Here is a 16665-nt window from a genome sequence, read left to right on the forward strand (position 1 = left end):
GGCTCACCCATGACCAAAACCGCCCTGATCTGCGGCTCGCTCGCATTCGACAAGATCATGCAATACCACGGCCGCTTCGGCGACACCCTGCTGGCCGACCAGCTGCACCGCGTGAACGTGTCGTTCCTGGTGCCGACCCTGCGCACCGAATACGGCGGCTGCTCGGCCAACATCGCCTACAACCTCCAGCTGCTGGGCGGCGAACCGCTGATCATGGGCACGCTGGGCGTGGACGGCGGCGACTACCTCAAGCGCATGCAGGAGCAAGGGCTCCAGACCCGCGGCATCCGCACCATCGCCGACGCCTATACCGCGCAGTGCTTCGTGACCGCCGACCAGGACAACAACCAGATCAACGCCTTCCACCCGGGCGCGATGCAGTTCTCGCACGAGAACAACGTGGCCGACCAGGGCCAGCTGGCAGTGGCGATCATCTCGCCGGACGGCCGCGACGGCATGATCAAGCACGCGCGCGACTGCGCCGAGCTGAAAGTGCCGTTCATGTTCGACCCGGGCCAGCAGCTGCCGATGTTCTCGGGCGACGAACTGATCACCTTCATCGGCCAGGCCAGCTACCTGGCGTGCAACGACTACGAATTCGAGATGGTGATGGACCGCACCGGCTTGAGCCAGGCCGACATCGCGGCGCGCCTGGATGCGCTGATCATCACGCGCGGCGCCGAAGGTTCCGATATCCACGCCGGCGGCGAACACCATCGCATCCCGGCCGTGCAGGCGGCCAACGTGGTCGACCCGACCGGCTGCGGCGACGCCTACCGCGCCGGCCTGCTGTTCGGCATCACCAATGGCCTCGACTGGCCGACCAGCGGCCGCATCGCCAGCCTGCTGGGCGCGATCAAGATCGCCTCGCAAGGTGGCCAGAACCACAGCTTCACGCCGCAGGAATTCGACCAGCAGTTCGAGGCGGCCTTCGGCTTCAGCTTCCGCTGATTTGCCCGATAGCGTGAGATAAAAAAATGGCCCTGCGATGCAGGGCCATTTTGTTGTGGGGGTCAGCGATCAGAAGCCGAACACTTGCCTCAACACGAACAGCAGGATCTGGATCAGCACCAGCGCCACCAGCACCGACAGGTCGATGCCGCCGATCGGCGGGACCACGCGCCGGATCGGGCGCAGCACCGGCTGGTTCAGGGCGTGCACGAAGGGCGCCAGCGGCGCGTTCGGGTTCACCCAGCTGAAGATCGCCTCGATGATCAGGAGCGCCATGAAGCCGTACAGGATCCAGTTCAGGAAGCGGTGCAGCGCATACAGCAGCACCATCTCGCCGCTGCCGCCTTGCAGCAGCAGGAGCGTGCTGGCCACCAGCACCACCAGGAAGGCGCCGATCAGGCTCGCCCAGTCGTAGCCCTTGGTGCCCGGCACCACGCGCCGCAACGGCATCACCAGCCAGTCGGTAATGGTGTGCACGAACTGGCGGATCTGGTCGGGCAGGCGCACGCGGATGGCGTTCGTCCAGAAGCGCAGCAGCAGCACCCCACCCAGCAAGCCTGCGATGATATCGACGATAAACTGAAGAATGGACAGCACGGACTCTCCTCAAAAAAAAACCGCTGTGCGAACAATCACACAGCGGCATTGTGCCTGAAGCAGACCCGACTTGCCATGCGCACATGGTGCGCGGCCGGTCGGGCGTCGTCCGGTATTAAGGACGGCTGCTGGTTGGGAACGGCCATGCGGTCGGCGCCAGCACGGTCTTTGCAGCAGGAGCGGCGCTTGGCGCTGCCGGAGCGGCCGCAGGTGCGGCTGCCGGTGGCGCGGCGGTGGTCGTCGCTGCCGGCTTGGCGGCCGGTTTCTTGGCCGCTGGCTTCTTCGCTTCCGGCTTGGCTTCGACCTTGGCGTCGGTCTTCACTTCTGGCTTGGTTTCAGCCTTGGTGTCGACTTTTGCTTCCGGCTTGGCTTCGGCCTTGGCCACGACTGCTGGCTTGACTTCTGGCTTTGCGGCAACGGTCTTGGTTGCTGCAGCTTTCACTGGAGCAGCTTTTTTAGCGGCTGGAGCAGCCTTGTTTGCAGCCGGCGCAGCTTTATTAGCGGCCGGCGAGGCTTTTTTTGCTGCGGGCGACGCTTTCTTCACAGCTGGTTTTGCGGCGGTTTTAGTGGCGGTCGCTTTTTTCGCTGCCGGTTTGGCGGCGGTTTTGGTGGCGGTCGCTTTCTTTACTGCCGGTTTGGCGGCGGTTTTGGTCGCGGTCGCTTTCTTCGCTGCCGGTTTAGCGGCGGTTTTGGTCGCGGTCGCTTTCTTTGCTGCCGGTTTGGCGGCGGTTTTGCTTGCGGTCGCTTTCTTCGCTGCCGGTTTGGCGGCGGTTTTGGTCGCGGTCGCTTTCTTCGCTGCCGGTTTGGCGGCTGCCTTGGTGGCGGTCGCTTTCTTCGCTACCGGTTTAGCGGCTGCCTTGCTTGCAGTCGCTTTTTTGGCTGCAGGTTTAGCTGCGGCTTTGGTCGCGGTTTTAGCGGTCGACTTGGCGGCTGGTTTAGCGGCGGCCTTTTTCGCTGCCGGCTTGGCTGCTGGTTTAGCTGCGGCTTTCTTTGCTGCCGGTTTAGCTGCGGCTTTCTTTGCTGCCGGCTTGGCTGCCGGTTTAGCAGCGGCTTTCTTTGCTGCCGGCTTTGCTGCCGGTTTAGCTGCGGCTTTCTTCGCTGCCGGCTTTGCTGCCGGTTTAGCGGCGGCTTTCTTCGCTGCCGGCTTGGTTGCCGACTTAGCTGCCGGTTTAGCGGCTGCTTTCTTCACTGCAGGCTTCGCTGCCGGCTTGGCTGCCGATTTGGTCGCGGTTTTGGCCGTTGCTTTGGTAGCAGTGGTTTTGGTCGCGGCGGTCTTGGTTGCAGTAGCTTTCTTTGCAACAGGTTTAGCAGCGGTTTTCGCTGCCGGCTTGCTCACTGCCTTGGCTGCTGGCTTGGCTACCGCCTTGGCGGCGGCCTTGGTGGTGGTGGCCTTGGTCGCGACTTTCTTTGCGACTGGTTTCTCTGCTGCAGTCTTTGCGTTCGACTTCGTCGTGGACGAAGGCGCGCTCTTTACTGCTGCCTTTGCTGCTGGTTTCTTAGCGGTTGCCATTCTTGTTCTCCTTCATCTGCGATGAGAAATACGCTCAAGGTTTAAAACCCGCCGGATCAAACCCGGCGAATTATTCATCGGACCAAAGCAAGCGTCGATTTAGGCCAATGAATCCGGCACCGGCTGAACTGCTGCAACTCCTCACAGTTGCAGCGCTTCAGCCAACGTCGACAGGTCACCGTTCCAGCGTTTCACATCGCTACCCTTGCGGGTGCGAAAAGAAAAAGCCGCCTTGCCTGAGCAATTGGTCAGACAAGCCGGCTTGTTCTTTTCGCTTCGCTTCCGTGCATACTGTTTGGTTCAGCGTCCTATTATTCGATCGATTTTGCCCGATGCCCGCGACAATATCACATCTTCTCGATTTGACAAATTCAATCACGTAAAGTACGCGCATTCTTTGTGAGCGCGCAACCGTGAATCGCAAAAAAAGTCGCGTGATTTGGACGGTGAATTGCGCACCCACGCGCCAATCGGCGACATGCCCCGCATGCGCTGCAGCCTTTACCTATCGCATTTCAACTGATCGATAAGCTGGAATCACGCCGGCACCTTGCCCCTGCCAGCGGGCCGTATTCGAGTTTCCAACGCCGCATGTCCGCAAAGTACCCGCCAACGCGCCACTGCATCTGAATCAACGTCATCCGAGTAAGTCTGGCTGTACGCGAAAGCGCACTTTTCTCACCCAATTACGCCAGTGAAAGGACCATCCATGTCATCCCATTTGCTCCACGACAGTCCCTCAGCCGTCCCGGCACTTGGCCGCATCATGATGGCCATCATCTTTCTCTTCAGCGGCATCGAAAAGGTACTGGATCCTGGCCATACCATCGAGGCAATCCGCTCGGTGGGCCTGCCCTTTGCCCATCTCGGCCTGGCCATTGCCGTCTTGCTTGGGCTGGGCGGCGGCGCCATGCTCGTCCTGGGCATCAGGACGCGCATGGTGGCGCTCGTCCTCGCGGCGTACTGCCTGGTCGCCGGCCTCATCTTCCACAGTCCGTTCGACGGCATTGCGCAGGCCATCCAGCTGGCCAAGAACATCGCGATCGCCGGCGGCCTGCTGCAGGTGGCGGCATTCGGCGCAGGCCGCTATGCGGTCGACCGGATGCCCAGCGGGCGCGAAACCATCCACCGGGCGTAAGGCCATGCCACGCCGCAAGGAGTCGCCGGCCGCACGCATCTTCATCGGCGTCAGCGGCCTCGCCATCGCCGCTGCCGTCATCAGTGGCGCGACGCTCGCCTCCCGGCATGCGCTTCCACCCGAGCGCAGCACGGACGGTCCGGACTTCGATCCCATGCTGGCGAGTGCGATCTGCGCTTCCGGGCGCGCCGCGCCGCCGCTGCCGGCGCGTCAGGAGAACGCATTCGCCATCAGCCGCCGCATTTCAGACGCTCGATGAACCAGCGCCCCGCCGGCCCCGGCGGCTGGTCCCGCATGAAGATCGCGTGCATCGAAAATCCCGATCCCAGCACCGGATGCGTCTCGAGTTCGATGCGCACCAGCGCGCCGCTCGCCAGGTCTTGCTCGACCATATGCAACGGCATATTCCCCCAGCCCAGGCCGGCGCGCAGGAAGGCGTGCTTGGCGCCGAGATCGGCCAGACGCCAGATGCGCGGCGACAGCACGCCGAAGTCGCGGCCCCGGGTCAGCGTCGAACGGTCGGTCAGCACCAGCTGCACGTAGTGCCCCGCCTCTGCGCGCATCACCGTGCCCTCGATGTGCGCGAGTGGATGGTCGGGCGCGACCACGGTTGCCGCCTGCACGCCGAGCAGGTATTCCGACGCGCAGGCGGCCGGCACTTCGGGGAACGAACCGATCACCGCGATGCGGCACTGGCCATCGAGCAGCGGCTGCACCACGGCGCCAAGCGCCTCGACATATAGACGCAGCGGCGTCGATGGAAATTCGCGGTGGAAGGCCTGCACCGCCTCGGTGAGCTTCGCGATCGGATACATCACGTCGACCGCCACCGACAGCTCCGGTTCCAGGCCTTCGGCCAGCGTGCGCGCTCGCGCCTTGAACGCATCCATGCTGTCGGCCGCGTGGCGCGCCTCGGCCAGCAGGGCGCGTCCGGCCTCGGTCAGTTGCGGATAGCGACCCGAGCGATCGAACAGCGCGAAGCCCACCTGCGCCTCGAGATTGGCCAGCGTGTGGCTCACCACCGACTGCGCGCGCCGCAACTTGCGGCCGGCGGCGGAAAAGCTGCCCTCATCGGCTGCGGCAATAAAGGTGCGCAGCTGGTCCATGGACATCCCGTCGAGCATCCATCTACTCCATCGATAGTTGATATCGAATTATATAGGCTTCTTGGATCGATCAGATGGGTCTAAGATGATCTTCATGGACGCCGCACACATGATGGCGTCAACCAAAACAACCATTCGAAAGGAACGACCATGTACGCCAACGCCACCCAGACCAGCCAATCCATCATCCCCGCCATCGGCCGCATCCTGATGGCCGCGATCTTCGTCTTTAGCGGCATCGGCAAGGCGCTGGCGCCGGAGGCGACGCTGGGCTACATCCAGTCGGTCGGCCTGCCTTTCGCCTCGCTCGCGCTGGTCGGCGCGATCGCCGTCGAGATCGGCGGCGGCGCCCTGCTCGTCCTTGGCTACAAGACCCGCCTCGTCGCGGCTGGCCTGGCGGTGTTCTCGCTCGTGACGGCCTTCGTCTTCCATAACGCGATCAGCGACCAGAACCAGCTGATCCACCTGCTGAAGAACGTCGCGATGGCCGGTGGCCTGCTGCAGGTGGTGGCCTTCGGCGCCGGCGCCTACAGCCTGGACGCGGCTGTCGGCCGCAAGGCCGCGCCGCTGGCAGCCTGAGGGTTCACAGGCCGAACGGGCCGTACCAGTAAGTGATGTCAATGACGCCGCCACGCTTTGAGACATAGGCCTGGCGCGTTTCGCAGTTGACGAACAGCGAGCGGAAGGTGCCATCCAGCTGGGGCGTCAGCAAGCCGGTCGGATGGCTGCCGAGGGGCACCAGCGGGATGTCCGGCGTGGCCCTCACCTTCGACTCGCCGGGTTTCGGATAGGTGTTCGTGTTGAGCATGCCGGCCAGCTTGAAGGCGCCATGGAGCTCACGCTCCAAGGCCTGGGCAATCAGGCTGTCGCAGGCTTCGCTGCGCGGCATGTCCCTCACATAGCTGCCGAGCACCAGCGGCGGCGGAGGTTCCGGCTTCTCGGTGGCGCAGGCGCCGAGGGCGATGGCAGCCAGCACGGTCAGGCAAACGATTGGGCGCATGCGTCTACTCCGGGATCGATGCGGCGGCCGCCGCGTCGATCCATCCTAGCGCAATCGCCGGTTCTGATCTAGCGTTTTGGAACAATACGCCACACGGTGCCGCCGGCGTCGTCCACCACCAGCAAGGCGCCGTCGGCTGCGACTTCGACCGCGGCCGGGCGGCCCCAGACGTCGCGATCGCTGATCACCATGCCGCTCATGAAATCCTGGTACTGCCCGGTGGGCACGCCATCCTTCATGAACACGCGCGCCACCTTGTAGCCGGTGCGCACGCCGCGGTTCCAGGAACCGTGCAGTGCGACGAACACCTCACCCTCGTACTCCTTCGGGAAGGCGTTCTTGGCGCCCTTCGGCGCGTGGTAGACCACCATGCCCAGCGGCGCCGAGTGAGCCTGCAGCAGCACGTCGGGGGTGATCGTCTTGCCCTTCAGGTCAGGACGAATCCCTTTCAGGCGCGGATCCTCGTTGTCGCCGATGTAGTACCACGGCCAGCCATAGAAGCCGCCCTGCTTCACGCGGGTCAGGTAGTCCGGCGGCAGGTTGTCGCCCAGCGCGTCGCGCTCGTTCACATTGCACATCACGTCGCCGGTGGCCGGATACACCAGCAGGCCGACGCAGTTGCGCAGGCCGGTCGCATAGGTGCGGCGGTTCTTGCCGTCCGGGTCGAAGGCCATCACGGTGGCGCGGTCGGTCTCGACGCCCCAGGCGGCGCCGAAGCCGTGGCGTTTTTCCCACTCGGCGATCGGTAGCGGCGGCTTGGGACCGATGTCGGCGGCGACGTTGGTGGCCGAGCCGATCGACAGCAGCATCGTCTTGTCGTCCTTCGAGAACACCAGGGTGCGGGTGGTGTGGCCGCCGCTGGTCTCGGACAGCTCGGGGATCACCACCTCGGCTTGCGCGCGCGCCTTCAGGTCGCCGTTGCGGTAAGGGATGCGCACCACCGAATTGACATTGGCCACGTACAGATACTGCGGGTTGGCGCCGGAAGGCCAGAACGCCATGCCGTAAGGACGCGACAGGCCGGTGGCGAAGACCTCGGCGGTATCGGCCTTGTCGCCGTTCTTCGAGCGCAGCACTTTCACTTCACCGGCGCCGGTCGCGGCCAGGAATACGTCGCCGTTCGGCGCACGCAGCGCCACGCGCGGCTTGTCGGCATCCTGGGCGAATACGCTCACCTCGAAGCCGGGCATCACGCTAGGGGTCGTGCCGTTCGGACGCGCCTGCACGCGCGGGCTGTTGCCGGCGCTGTCGGTGGCGAAGGGCTTGGCCAGGTCGGTCGGCTTGATGTGGAAGACCTTGCCGGGCTGGGTGTCGTCCCAGGCGCCGGCGCGGTCCGCCGGCTTGGCCGCTGCTACCGGCAGGGCCGGCGCGGCGGCGGTGGCTGGGCCTTGCAGGCTGGCCAGGTAGTCGATCAGCGCGGTGCGCATCTTCTGGTCCGGCAGGCCGACCGGCATCGTAGTGCCGGGCACGCGCTTGGCCGGGTCGAGCAGGAACACGTCCAGCTCTTCGCGGGTCCAGACCAGGCCCGCGGCGCCGGCCTTGGCCAGCGCGCCCGAATAACCGAAACCGGGGACGCCGGCGGCCTTGCGACCGACGACGCCGAACATGCCGGGACCGGCCAGCGGCGACAGCTTGGCATCGACCGTGTGGCAGCTGGCGCAGTTGTTCTGGAAGATGGTGCGGCCGGCGGTGATCTGCGGCGCGGAGGCGGCGTGAGCGACGGATACCGTCGCCAGGCTGGCGAGCATGAGGGCATGCAGCGTCAGGGTATTGGCTTGCAAGGTTGTCTCCTGGTCAGGCGTAAAAATCGCCATCATAGGGCAAGTTATCCCCGCACAGGCATTTCATTCATTGTGCTATCGCCAGCCTCTCGCCATAGTCGCGCAACAACGCCGCGCGGCGCGGCCTGAAGCTGGCGCCGGTGGCCGCGACCGAGGCGATGCGGTCGGCGCGGAACATCCGGAAGTCTTCGCGCAGGCAGCAGCGCGCCAGCACCACCAGCATGCGGTCGAGGTAGACGATGGCGAGCGGCCAGATCGTGCGGCTGGTCGTGGCGCCCTCGCGGTCGACGTAATCGATCGTGAGCGCTTCCTCGCGCCAGCAGCAGGCGCGGATCAGCGCCATGTCGGGCAGTTGCGCGAAACGCTCGCTGAAATGGTGGACCCGCGACACCGCATGCAGCAGGTGCTGCTGGCCCAGCGACGGCAGGGTCGCGGCCACCTTGGCCAGCACCGCCTCCGCCGCCGCAACGAGCTGCGGATCGCCCATACCGCGCACTTCGGCGAGGCCAAGGGTGAGCGCCTCGATCTCGAGGCGGCTGAAGGTCTGTGGACGTAAGGTGCCGTCTTCGACCAGCGTATAGCCGAAACCGCGCTCGCCGCCGATCTCGGCGCCGCCCGCGCGCAGGGTCTCGATGTCGCGGTAGACCGAGCGCACCGACACCCCGGTCTCCTGCGCCAGCTGGGCCGCCGTGACCGGCGCGGGCAGGCGGCGCAAGGCATCGAGCAGGCGAAACAGACGGTTTGTACGTGACATCTTCTACTGACAATAACTGGCAGGACGGATGGCTATAGTAGCACCCGTCTTCCACACCCCACCAAGGAGTTTTCGATGTCCGTCCAGGTAGTCACCCACCTCAACTTCCAGGGCCAGGCGCGCGCCGCGCTGGCGTTTTATCAGTCCGTGTTCGGCGGCGAGCTGACGCAGGTCACGTATGCGCAACTAGGCCGCCTCGAGAATCCGGCGGACGCAGAGCGGATCGTCTGGGGCCAGGTCGCCGCCCCCAACGGTTTTCGCATCATGGCCTTCGACGTGGCGAGCGGCACGCCGTGGCATCAGGGTGAAAACGCATTCTTCGTCTCGCTGCGCGGCGGTTCGGAACCAGAGATCAGGGCGCTGTGGGAGGGATTGGCGCAGGAAGCCAGCATCGTGCATCCGCTGGCGCCGGCCCAATGGTCGCCCCTGTACGGCATGCTCAAGGACCGCTTCGGCGTGATGTGGGTGGTCGACGTCGCCGCAGGACAGGCGGCTTAGCGCAACGCCGGCCGCAGCGCGCTGGCATCGAGCGCCGGCGCCGCCTCGCGCACGCGCGTTGGCTTGCTTTGCTCCTTGGCCGGATCGGCAATCAGCTGGTAGCCGCTGAACGACTTCATCTCGTCCATCAGGAAGTGCGACACGATCTTCTCGACGCCGAAGCCGCCATTGAGCAGCACCAGCATCAGGCGCTTCCAGTCCTGCATGTCGTCGACCACCGCGCGCAGCATGTAGTCGTACAGGCCGCTCACGCGGCAGGATTCGACGATCTCGGGCATGCCGGCGATGCAGTCGTCGAAGGCGCCGAAGTCGTTCATCGTGTGGCGCTCGAACGAGACCTGGGCCAGCACGATCAGCACGTTGCGGATCTTGTCGACTGCGATCTGGGCGCGGTAGCCGGTGATGAAACCGCGCTCCTCCAGGTCGCGCACCCGGCGCAGGCAGGCGCTGGGCGACAGGGCGACCTTGTCGGCCAGCGCCTGGTTGGTCACACGCGCATCCTGCTGCAGCAGATCCATGATCTTGCGGTCGATGCGGTCGATTTCTTTCTGGGTCATGATGGTCGGTCTCCTGATAGTGCGGACGCCATCAACGTCGGCGACTTGCTCCGCTGTTGTCTGCAAGAATCGTACCCGATTCCCATGAGATCCCGGGTGCAGGAACTGCCGAAATTGCATGCCGCGGCAAGCGAATCGACGGTTCTGCGACGTGCCGGCGTCGCGAAACTTGCGCAACCGCGAGCAAATTCTCTTTGAAATCAAACGCCTGGACGAATACATCGCGACTTTTCGGCGGTTGGACGACGGCCACGTTTCGACCTAGAGTTTTCGGTCTGCCAACAACCAGGAGATCCCATGCTCATCGTGCGCGCGGCACAACCATCCGACCTCGATGCGGTCTTGCAGCTGGCCGCCTGCGCCGGTCCCGGCATGACCACGCTGAAGGCCGATCGCCAGGCCCTGGCCGAGCGCCTCGCCTTGTCGCAAGCCTCGTTCGCCCAGACCGTCGCCCCGGAACTGCGCGATTACGTGTTCGTGCTGGACGACCTGGCGCAGGGCCGCATCGGCGGCATCGCCGCGATCAAGGCCTCCGTCGGCCTCGACGAGCCCTTTTATAACTACCGGCTGGGCACCCTGGTGCATTCGGCGGCAGCGGCCGGCGTCTACGTTCGGCACGAAGTGCTGTACCTGTCGCACGACCTGACCGGCAGCGCCGAACTGTGTTCGCTGTTCCTGCATCCCGACTACCGGCGCGGCGGCAATGGCCGGCTGCTGTCGAAAAGCCGCTTCATGTTCATCGCCCAGTTTCCGCACCTGTTTGCGCGCGGCGTGTTCGCCGAGATGCGCGGCTACCAGGCAGACGGTGGCGGCTCGCCGTTCTGGGAAAGCGTCGGTCGCAAATTCTTCGGCATGGATTTCGCGCGCGCCGACGACCTGTGCCGGCCCGGCGCCAAGAGCTATATCGCCGAGCTGATGCCGCGCTATCCGATCTACACCTGCTTTTTGTCGGACGCCGCGCGCGCCGCCATCGGCCAGACCCACGTCGACACGGCGCCCGCGCGGCGCCTGCTGGAGCAAGAGGGCATGCACGCCGGCGCCTATATCGACATCTTCGACGGCGGCCCGGTGCTGCAGGCGAGCGCACATGCGTTGCGGGCCACACGCGAGAGCGTCGTCGCGACCGTCGCGGCCGCGCGCGACGCAGTGGAAGGCGACCGCAAGTCACTGGCCTGCACCACGGAAGCGGATGCCTTCAGGGTGATCGCCAGCAGCACGGCTGCCGTCGACGGCATCGTGTCGATGACGCCCGCTGAACTGCGTGCACTGCAATGTGACGCTGGACGCACTATCCGCGTGCTCGCCATGGCTGCGAACCAGGGCGTGCATCAGATTGGCGCAGCCAGCGAAAGGGCGATTTCGGTCGTGTAGTGCAGGAACTGCCTATTTGCACAGTGGAATCGTGCAGATTCTGCCTAATTTGCATGGGCGCAAGCACCGAATCTTGTGCATCGCTCGAAAAAGTCATTACAACTCAATGACATAGCATATGGAAGCGGCCAGCGCGCCGGATGGACTGAGCTGCTGATTGCTCCTACAGTGGATCGGTGTCTGAAACACAAGGAAGCGGCCAGCAAGAGCCATCGACAAGCTTCCATCCACAGGGTGTTACCCATCTCGCTGCCCAACTGCTACGGAAAGTCATCTGGAATGAAACCAAGATCTTCTGCACTGCTGCGCCACACCGCCATCTCGCTGGCACTCCTCGGCCTCTTCCCCGTCCAGGCCCATGCCCAATCCTCTCCTTCTTCTCCGCGCGACGAAACGCAAGGCGGCAGCGCGCCGGAAGAAGTGGTCGTGATCGGCAAGCGCGGCCAGAGCCTGTCGAACATCGCGGGCGGCGCCAGCGCCATCAGCGGCGACACCCTGAGTAAACTGGGCGCCGAGTCGTATGCCGACTACCTGGGCAAGCTGCCCGGCGTCGTCTTCAACGCCGGCCCGAGCGGCAACTCCACCGCCGTGATCCGCGGCGTCGGCACCACGGCGGGCCTGGATCAGGGCCAGGGCCCGACCGGCTACTACATCAACGAGATTCCGCTGAGCGAACCGGGCTACGCGGTATCGATCCCCGACATCGACACCTTCGACGTCGCCCGGGTCGAGGTGCTGCGCGGCCCGCAAGGCACCCTGTACGGCGCCTCCTCGCTGGGCGGCGCCATCAACTACGTGGCGCGCGAGGCCGACGCCAGCGGCGTCGACGCCGCCCTCGAGAGCTCGATCAGCACCACCCGCAACACCAGCAGCATCGGCTACACCGGCAAGGCGATGGTCAACGTCCCCCTGATCAAGGACCAGCTGGCCGTGCGCTTCGTCGCCAGCCGCCGCGACCAGCCGGGCTACCTCGACAACATCGGCATCAACCGCAAGGGCAGCAACGACAACAAGGTCGACGACGGCCGCGTGTCGGTGGTGTGGACGCCGGGCGCCGCCACCAAGTTCAGCTGGCTGAGCCTGTGGCAGGACTCGGACGCCGACGACGCCTCGTACCGCATGACCAACTACGGCGAGCTGCAACGCTCGACCTCCCTGGCGACCCGCTTCGACCTCAACTTCGCGCTGCACAGCGCGCGGCTCGACCACGACTTCGGCTGGGCCAAGCTGACCGGCATCGCCGCCTACAATAAAAAGTCGCAGGTGCTGCACTTCGACTACACGCCCTATTACGGCGGCTACCTGGGCACCAGCGACCCGCAGCTGTTCCGCCAGCTGGGCCGCAGCGAAACCCGCAACTACGAGCTGCGCCTGGCCTCGCCGACCGGCGGCGCCTTCGAGTGGCTGCTCGGCGCCTCCTACCAGAAGACCACCAAACGCTTCGATGAAGACCTGTCGGCGCAAGGCGCCTACGATGTGCTGCTGCCGCAGGTCGGCACCGACCTGCTGCGCGGCGATTACTATTACTGGGGCTGGGGGAATATCTGGGGCAACGAGAAAGCCGTGTTCGGCGAAGCCTCGGCCAACCTGGGCAAGTGGAAGCTGACTCTGGGCGGCCGCTGGTTCGACACCGAGGTGACCAATTCGGACGAACGCTACGGCGTGCTGTTCCCCGAAACGCAGATCACGCCGATGGGCCGCCAGGCCGAAGACGGCTTCTCGCCCAAGATCTCGCTGGGCTACAAGGCCGACGCCAACACGCTGGTGTACGCGGTCGCCTCGGAAGGCTACCGCTTCGGCAACCCGAACAGCATCTTCCCGCTGGCCGGCTTCGACACCCCGGCCGGCTGGAAGAGCGATTCGCTGCGCAACTACGAGCTGGGCGTCAAGACCGCGCTGTTCGACCGCCGCCTGACCTTGGACGCCGCCGCCTTCTACATCGACTGGGAAGACCTGCAGGTACGCCTGTACCGGCCGGACAACCTGAGCTACGGCACCAATGCCGGCAAGGCGCGCATCCGCGGCGCCGAATTCTCGGGCAACTGGCGCGCGACGGACAGCCTCGACCTGAACCTGAACTATACCTACCTGAACGGCGAGCTGACCGAAGACCTGCTGGAAGCCACGGTGCCGCTGCGCAGCGGCCAGACCCTGCCGGGCGCCTCGAAGCACCAGTTGTCGAGCTCCATGACCTATCGCTGGCACAACCAGTACACGCCGAGCTTCACGCTCAGCGGCCGCTACATCTCGGACGCCCCGGCCAATCTGCAGCAGGCCGACCAGCGCATCAACGGCTTCAGCCAGTTCGACGCGCGCTACGCGATGTGGTTCGATAACCTGGAGCTGAGCCTGTTCGTCAACAACATCGCCGACAAGCGCGGCGTGACCTTCGGCTACGGCAACGAAGAGCCGTTCGGGCAGCAGCAATTCATCATCCGTCCTCGTACCGCGGGCGTGCGCCTGCACTGGCGCCTGTGAGCGGCGGCGCGAGCGTAGCAAAGACCGGCGCGCTGCGCCCCAGCATGGGCTGGGGTGGCCTGCTGGTGCTCGGCATCGCCAACATTCTCGGCGCCGGTGTCTATGTGATGACCGGCACCGCGGCGGCGCGCTTCGCCGGGCCGGCGGTGACCGTGTCGTTCGTGATCGCCGGCGTCGCCTGCCTGCTGGTGGCGCTGTGCTATGCCGAGCTGGCGTCGAGCATGCCGGAATCCGGCTCGGCCTATACCTATTGCCGGCGCACGCTCGGCGGCGGGCCGGCCTGGGCTCTGGGCTGGCTGCTGTTCCTCGAGTACAGCGTGGCCGCCTCGCTGCTGGCGGTGGGTTTCGCCGGCTACCTGGGCAGCCTGATGGGCGACTTCGGCATCCCCTTGCCGGCGGCGCTCTCGACGCCGCTGGTGCAATCGACCCAGATCGATGGCCGCCACGTGCTGTCGCTCGGTTCGGGTTTCAATCTGGTGGCGGCACTGGCCGTGCTGGCCGCCGGCGGCATCGCGGCGCTGGGCATGTCGCGCTACTCCCTGGTCAGCACCCTGCTGGTGGTGCTGAAGGTGGGCGTGCTGGCCGGCTTCATCGTGGTCGGCGCGCAAGCCGTCGCCCCGGACAACTGGACGCCCTTCGTGCCGCCCAACGAGGGCGGCTTCACCTATGGCTGGGAAGGCGTGGCGCGCGCCGCTTCACTGCTGTTCTTCGCCTTCCTCGGCTTCGAGACCGTCTCCACCGCCGCCGCCGAGACGCGCAACCCGCAGCGCGACGTACCCGTAGGCATCCTCGGTTCGCTGGCGGTGTGCACCGGCCTATACGTGCTGAGCGCCTTCGTGCTGACCGGCCTGGTGCCGTTCCGCGAACTGGGCGTGCCCGACCCGATCGCGCTCGCGGTCGACCGCATCGGCATGCCGGCCTTCGCCACCGTGATCAAGATCGGCGCACTGGCCGGCCTGGCCTCGGTGCTGCTGGCGAACGCCTTCGGCCATTCGCGCGTGTGCTACGCGATGTCGTGCGACGGCTACCTGCCCAAGCTGTTCTCGCGCATCCACCCGACCCGCAACAGCCTGGCGCGCGGCAACCTGCTGCTGGCGGCCATCGCGGCGGTGAGCGCCGCCCTGCTGCCGATCTCGGTGATGGCCGACCTGATCTCGTTCGGCGTGGCCTTCATGTTCGCCATGGTCGCGGTCAGCCTGATCCACATGCGCAACACCCAGCCCGACCTGGAGCGCAAGTTCCGCGTGCCGCTGGGCGGCGTGCGCATCGGCGGCGTCTGGTTCGGCGTGGTGCCGGTGCTGGCGATCGTCACCAGCTTCGTCATGACACTGCCGGTGGCGCTCGACATCATCGACCAGGCGCGCCGCGGCGACTGGCTGTCGAGCATCCTGCTCGGCCTGTACGCGCTGGCCGGCCTGTCGATCTACCTGTTCTATGGCCGTCCGCGCGCCCGGCGCCAGGCCGCGACTTCTCAATCCACTTGCAAGGAAGCCCCACCGTATGCTGACTCTCACTGACGCCTTCGCGCTCGGCCGCCTGGACGCCCACGACCAGGCGGCCCTGGTGCGCAAGGGCGAACTCGACGCCACCGCCCTCACCGAGGCGGCGCTGATGCGTATCGAGGCGCTCGACCCGAGCCTGCGCGCCACCAGCCACCATGCGCCGGAACTGGCGCGCGCCAATGCCGCGCGTCTGCCAGACGGCGGCGCCATGCGCGGCGTGCCATGGATGCCGAAGGACTCGCTCGACTATCCCGGCATGCCCACCCGCTCCTGCTCGCGCAGCCGCAGCGGCGCGCTGGCCGCCAGCGGCTATCCCTATGTGGAACGCCTGGACGCGGCCGGCCTGGTCGCGGTGGGCAAGACCTCGATGCCGGAGTTCGGCCTGCTCGGCTCCACGGAGCCGCTGGCCGGGCCGGTGACCGTCAACCCGTGGTCCGTCGCGCACTCGCCGGGTGGCTCGAGCGGCGGCGCCGGCGCGGCGGTGGCCGCCGGCCTGGTGCCGCTGGCGCAAGGCAGCGACGGCGGCGGCTCGATCCGCCTGCCGGCCGCCTGCTGCGGCATCGTCGGCCTGAAACCGGGCCGCGACAGCACGGTGCGCGTGCGCTCCCGCCACAACGTCGAAGACCTGCTGGTGGGCGACAGCCTGATGTCGCGCAGCGTGCGCGATACCGCCTGGGGTTTCGCCGCCACCCACCTGGACCCGCAGCGCGCCATGGTGCAGCACGCGTCGAAGCGCCGCCTGCGCATCGGCGTGATCGAGCACGGCCTGCGCGGCGCGGCGCCGGACGCCGACGTGGCGCAAGCGATCCGCCGCAGCGCCGACCTGTGCGCCTCGCTCGGCCACCACGTCGAAAAGGTCGAGTGGCCGATCGACGGCGCCGCCTTCATGCGCGCCTTCGAAGACCTGTGGACGCACCTGGGCGCCGATTGCGTGGATGCGGTGCGCGCCACGAGCGGTGGCCGGCGTCTGGAAGACCTGATCGAACCATGGACCCTGGCCCTGGGCCGGCGCGCCGAGACCCTGCCGTTCAATGCGCTGGAAGCGGCCTACCGCCAGTTGGCCGGGCTGCCGGCGCAGTTGTCGGCGTTTTATGCGAACTATGACGTGGTGCTGTCGCCGGTGACGTCGACGCCGGCGCCGCTACTCGGCGCCTATGGCCCATCGGTGCCGGCCGAGCAACTGATGGAGACGATGTTCGCCTGGATTCCCTATACGCCGCTGCAGAACATGGCGGGCACGCCGGCGATCTCGCTGCCGCTGTTCACCAGCAGCACCGGCCTGCCGATCGGCAGCATGTTCGCGGCCGACCGCGGGCAGGAAGACATGCTGCTGGCGCTGGCCTACGAGCTGGAAGAGGCGCTGCCGTGGCATGGCCGCTGGCCGGCGCTGTCGGTGGCGAATGGACCCAATATCTAATCTAG

17 protein-coding genes are annotated in these 16665 nt (G+C 66.0%); 10 read left to right on the forward strand and 7 right to left on the reverse strand.

Annotation, left to right across the window (positions count from 1 at the left end):
* Nucleotides 1–9: 9 nt before the first annotated feature.
* Entirely contained in the window at nucleotides 10–951 is a 942-nt protein-coding gene (locus SOM28_RS04910) for a carbohydrate kinase family protein (RefSeq protein ID WP_320467407.1), read from the forward strand.
* 69 nt (nucleotides 952–1020) lie between these two features.
* On the opposite strand, the gene SOM28_RS04915 is transcribed toward SOM28_RS04910, so the two are convergent.
* Nucleotides 1021–1548: a YggT family protein gene (locus SOM28_RS04915; protein ID WP_123071999.1), complete on the reverse strand. Its 528-nt coding sequence runs from the start codon at nucleotides 1546–1548 to the stop codon at nucleotides 1021–1023.
* A gap of 115 nt (nucleotides 1549–1663) precedes the next feature.
* The gene (locus SOM28_RS04920) at nucleotides 1664–1990 is read right to left on the reverse strand and encodes a hypothetical protein (protein WP_320467408.1); all 327 of its coding nucleotides are present in this window, start codon (nucleotides 1988–1990) and stop codon (nucleotides 1664–1666) included.
* Nucleotides 1991–2021: 31 nt separating this feature from the next.
* Between SOM28_RS04920 and SOM28_RS04925 the strand changes: the two genes are divergently transcribed.
* From SOM28_RS04925 to SOM28_RS04935, 3 genes are all read left to right on the forward strand, one after another.
* Nucleotides 2022–3083, forward strand: coding sequence for a hypothetical protein (locus SOM28_RS04925; protein ID WP_320467409.1), 1062 nt, complete (start codon nucleotides 2022–2024; stop codon nucleotides 3081–3083).
* A gap of 684 nt (nucleotides 3084–3767) precedes the next feature.
* Complete coding sequence (locus tag SOM28_RS04930) at nucleotides 3768–4196, forward strand: DoxX family protein (protein WP_123071300.1); 429 nt, start codon at nucleotides 3768–3770, stop codon at nucleotides 4194–4196.
* 4 nt (nucleotides 4197–4200) lie between these two features.
* Nucleotides 4201–4455 (forward strand): hypothetical protein, encoded by a 255-nt coding sequence (locus SOM28_RS04935; RefSeq protein ID WP_320467410.1) that lies wholly within the window; start codon nucleotides 4201–4203, stop codon nucleotides 4453–4455.
* Here the strand turns inward: SOM28_RS04935 and SOM28_RS04940 are convergent.
* Nucleotides 4427–5320 (reverse strand): LysR family transcriptional regulator, encoded by an 894-nt coding sequence (locus SOM28_RS04940; protein WP_320467411.1) that lies wholly within the window; start codon nucleotides 5318–5320, stop codon nucleotides 4427–4429. The two genes, SOM28_RS04935 and SOM28_RS04940, sit on opposite strands and share 29 nt — an antisense overlap.
* 132 nt (nucleotides 5321–5452) lie before the next feature.
* On the opposite strand from SOM28_RS04940, the gene SOM28_RS04945 reads away from it, so the two are divergent.
* Nucleotides 5453–5881 carry a DoxX family protein gene (locus SOM28_RS04945; protein ID WP_123071298.1) on the forward strand — a complete coding sequence of 143 codons (429 nt, stop codon included), beginning with the start codon at nucleotides 5453–5455 and terminating at the stop codon, nucleotides 5879–5881.
* A 4-nt stretch (nucleotides 5882–5885) separates the two neighbouring features.
* On the opposite strand, the gene SOM28_RS04950 is transcribed toward SOM28_RS04945, so the two are convergent.
* The 3 genes from SOM28_RS04950 to SOM28_RS04960 all read right to left on the reverse strand — a co-directional run bounded on the left by SOM28_RS04950 (nucleotide 5886) and on the right by SOM28_RS04960 (nucleotide 8837).
* Nucleotides 5886–6302, reverse strand: coding sequence for a hypothetical protein (locus SOM28_RS04950; protein ID WP_123071297.1), 417 nt, complete (start codon nucleotides 6300–6302; stop codon nucleotides 5886–5888).
* Nucleotides 6303–6370: 68 nt separating this feature from the next.
* Nucleotides 6371–8083: a PQQ-dependent sugar dehydrogenase gene (locus tag SOM28_RS04955; protein ID WP_123071303.1), complete on the reverse strand. Its 1713-nt coding sequence runs from the start codon at nucleotides 8081–8083 to the stop codon at nucleotides 6371–6373.
* A 67-nt stretch (nucleotides 8084–8150) separates the two neighbouring features.
* A complete protein-coding gene (locus SOM28_RS04960; RefSeq protein WP_320467412.1) occupies nucleotides 8151–8837 on the reverse strand; it encodes a helix-turn-helix transcriptional regulator in 687 nt (228 codons plus the stop codon).
* Nucleotides 8838–8912: 75 nt separating this feature from the next.
* On the opposite strand from SOM28_RS04960, the gene SOM28_RS04965 reads away from it, so the two are divergent.
* Complete coding sequence (locus SOM28_RS04965; RefSeq protein WP_320467413.1) at nucleotides 8913–9335, forward strand: VOC family protein; 423 nt, start codon at nucleotides 8913–8915, stop codon at nucleotides 9333–9335.
* Here SOM28_RS04965 and SOM28_RS04970 read toward each other — a convergent pair.
* On the reverse strand, nucleotides 9332–9892 hold the full coding sequence (locus tag SOM28_RS04970) for an Lrp/AsnC family transcriptional regulator (protein ID WP_320467414.1): 561 nt from the start codon (nucleotides 9890–9892) through the stop codon (nucleotides 9332–9334). The two genes, SOM28_RS04965 and SOM28_RS04970, sit on opposite strands and share 4 nt — an antisense overlap.
* A 297-nt stretch (nucleotides 9893–10189) precedes the next feature.
* On the opposite strand from SOM28_RS04970, the gene astA reads away from it, so the two are divergent.
* The 4 genes from astA to SOM28_RS04990 all read left to right on the forward strand — a co-directional run bounded on the left by astA (nucleotide 10190) and on the right by SOM28_RS04990 (nucleotide 16660).
* Nucleotides 10190–11263 (forward strand): arginine N-succinyltransferase, encoded by a 1074-nt coding sequence (astA, locus tag SOM28_RS04975; RefSeq protein ID WP_320467415.1) that lies wholly within the window; start codon nucleotides 10190–10192, stop codon nucleotides 11261–11263.
* Between the two features lie 279 nt (nucleotides 11264–11542).
* A complete protein-coding gene (locus tag SOM28_RS04980) occupies nucleotides 11543–13741 on the forward strand; it encodes a TonB-dependent receptor (protein WP_320467416.1) in 2199 nt (732 codons plus the stop codon).
* Nucleotides 13738–15258, forward strand: coding sequence for an amino acid permease (locus tag SOM28_RS04985; protein WP_320467417.1), 1521 nt, complete (start codon nucleotides 13738–13740; stop codon nucleotides 15256–15258). Before SOM28_RS04980 ends, SOM28_RS04985 begins: the two co-directional genes overlap by 4 nt.
* Nucleotides 15242–16660 (forward strand): amidase family protein, encoded by a 1419-nt coding sequence (locus SOM28_RS04990; RefSeq protein WP_320467418.1) that lies wholly within the window; start codon nucleotides 15242–15244, stop codon nucleotides 16658–16660. Before SOM28_RS04985 ends, SOM28_RS04990 begins: the two co-directional genes overlap by 17 nt.
* Nucleotides 16661–16665: the final 5 nt, after the last annotated feature.

The organism is Massilia sp. CFBP9026 (assembly GCF_034045165.1).
GTDB classification, from domain to species: domain Bacteria; phylum Pseudomonadota; class Gammaproteobacteria; order Burkholderiales; family Burkholderiaceae_D; genus Telluria; species Telluria arenae.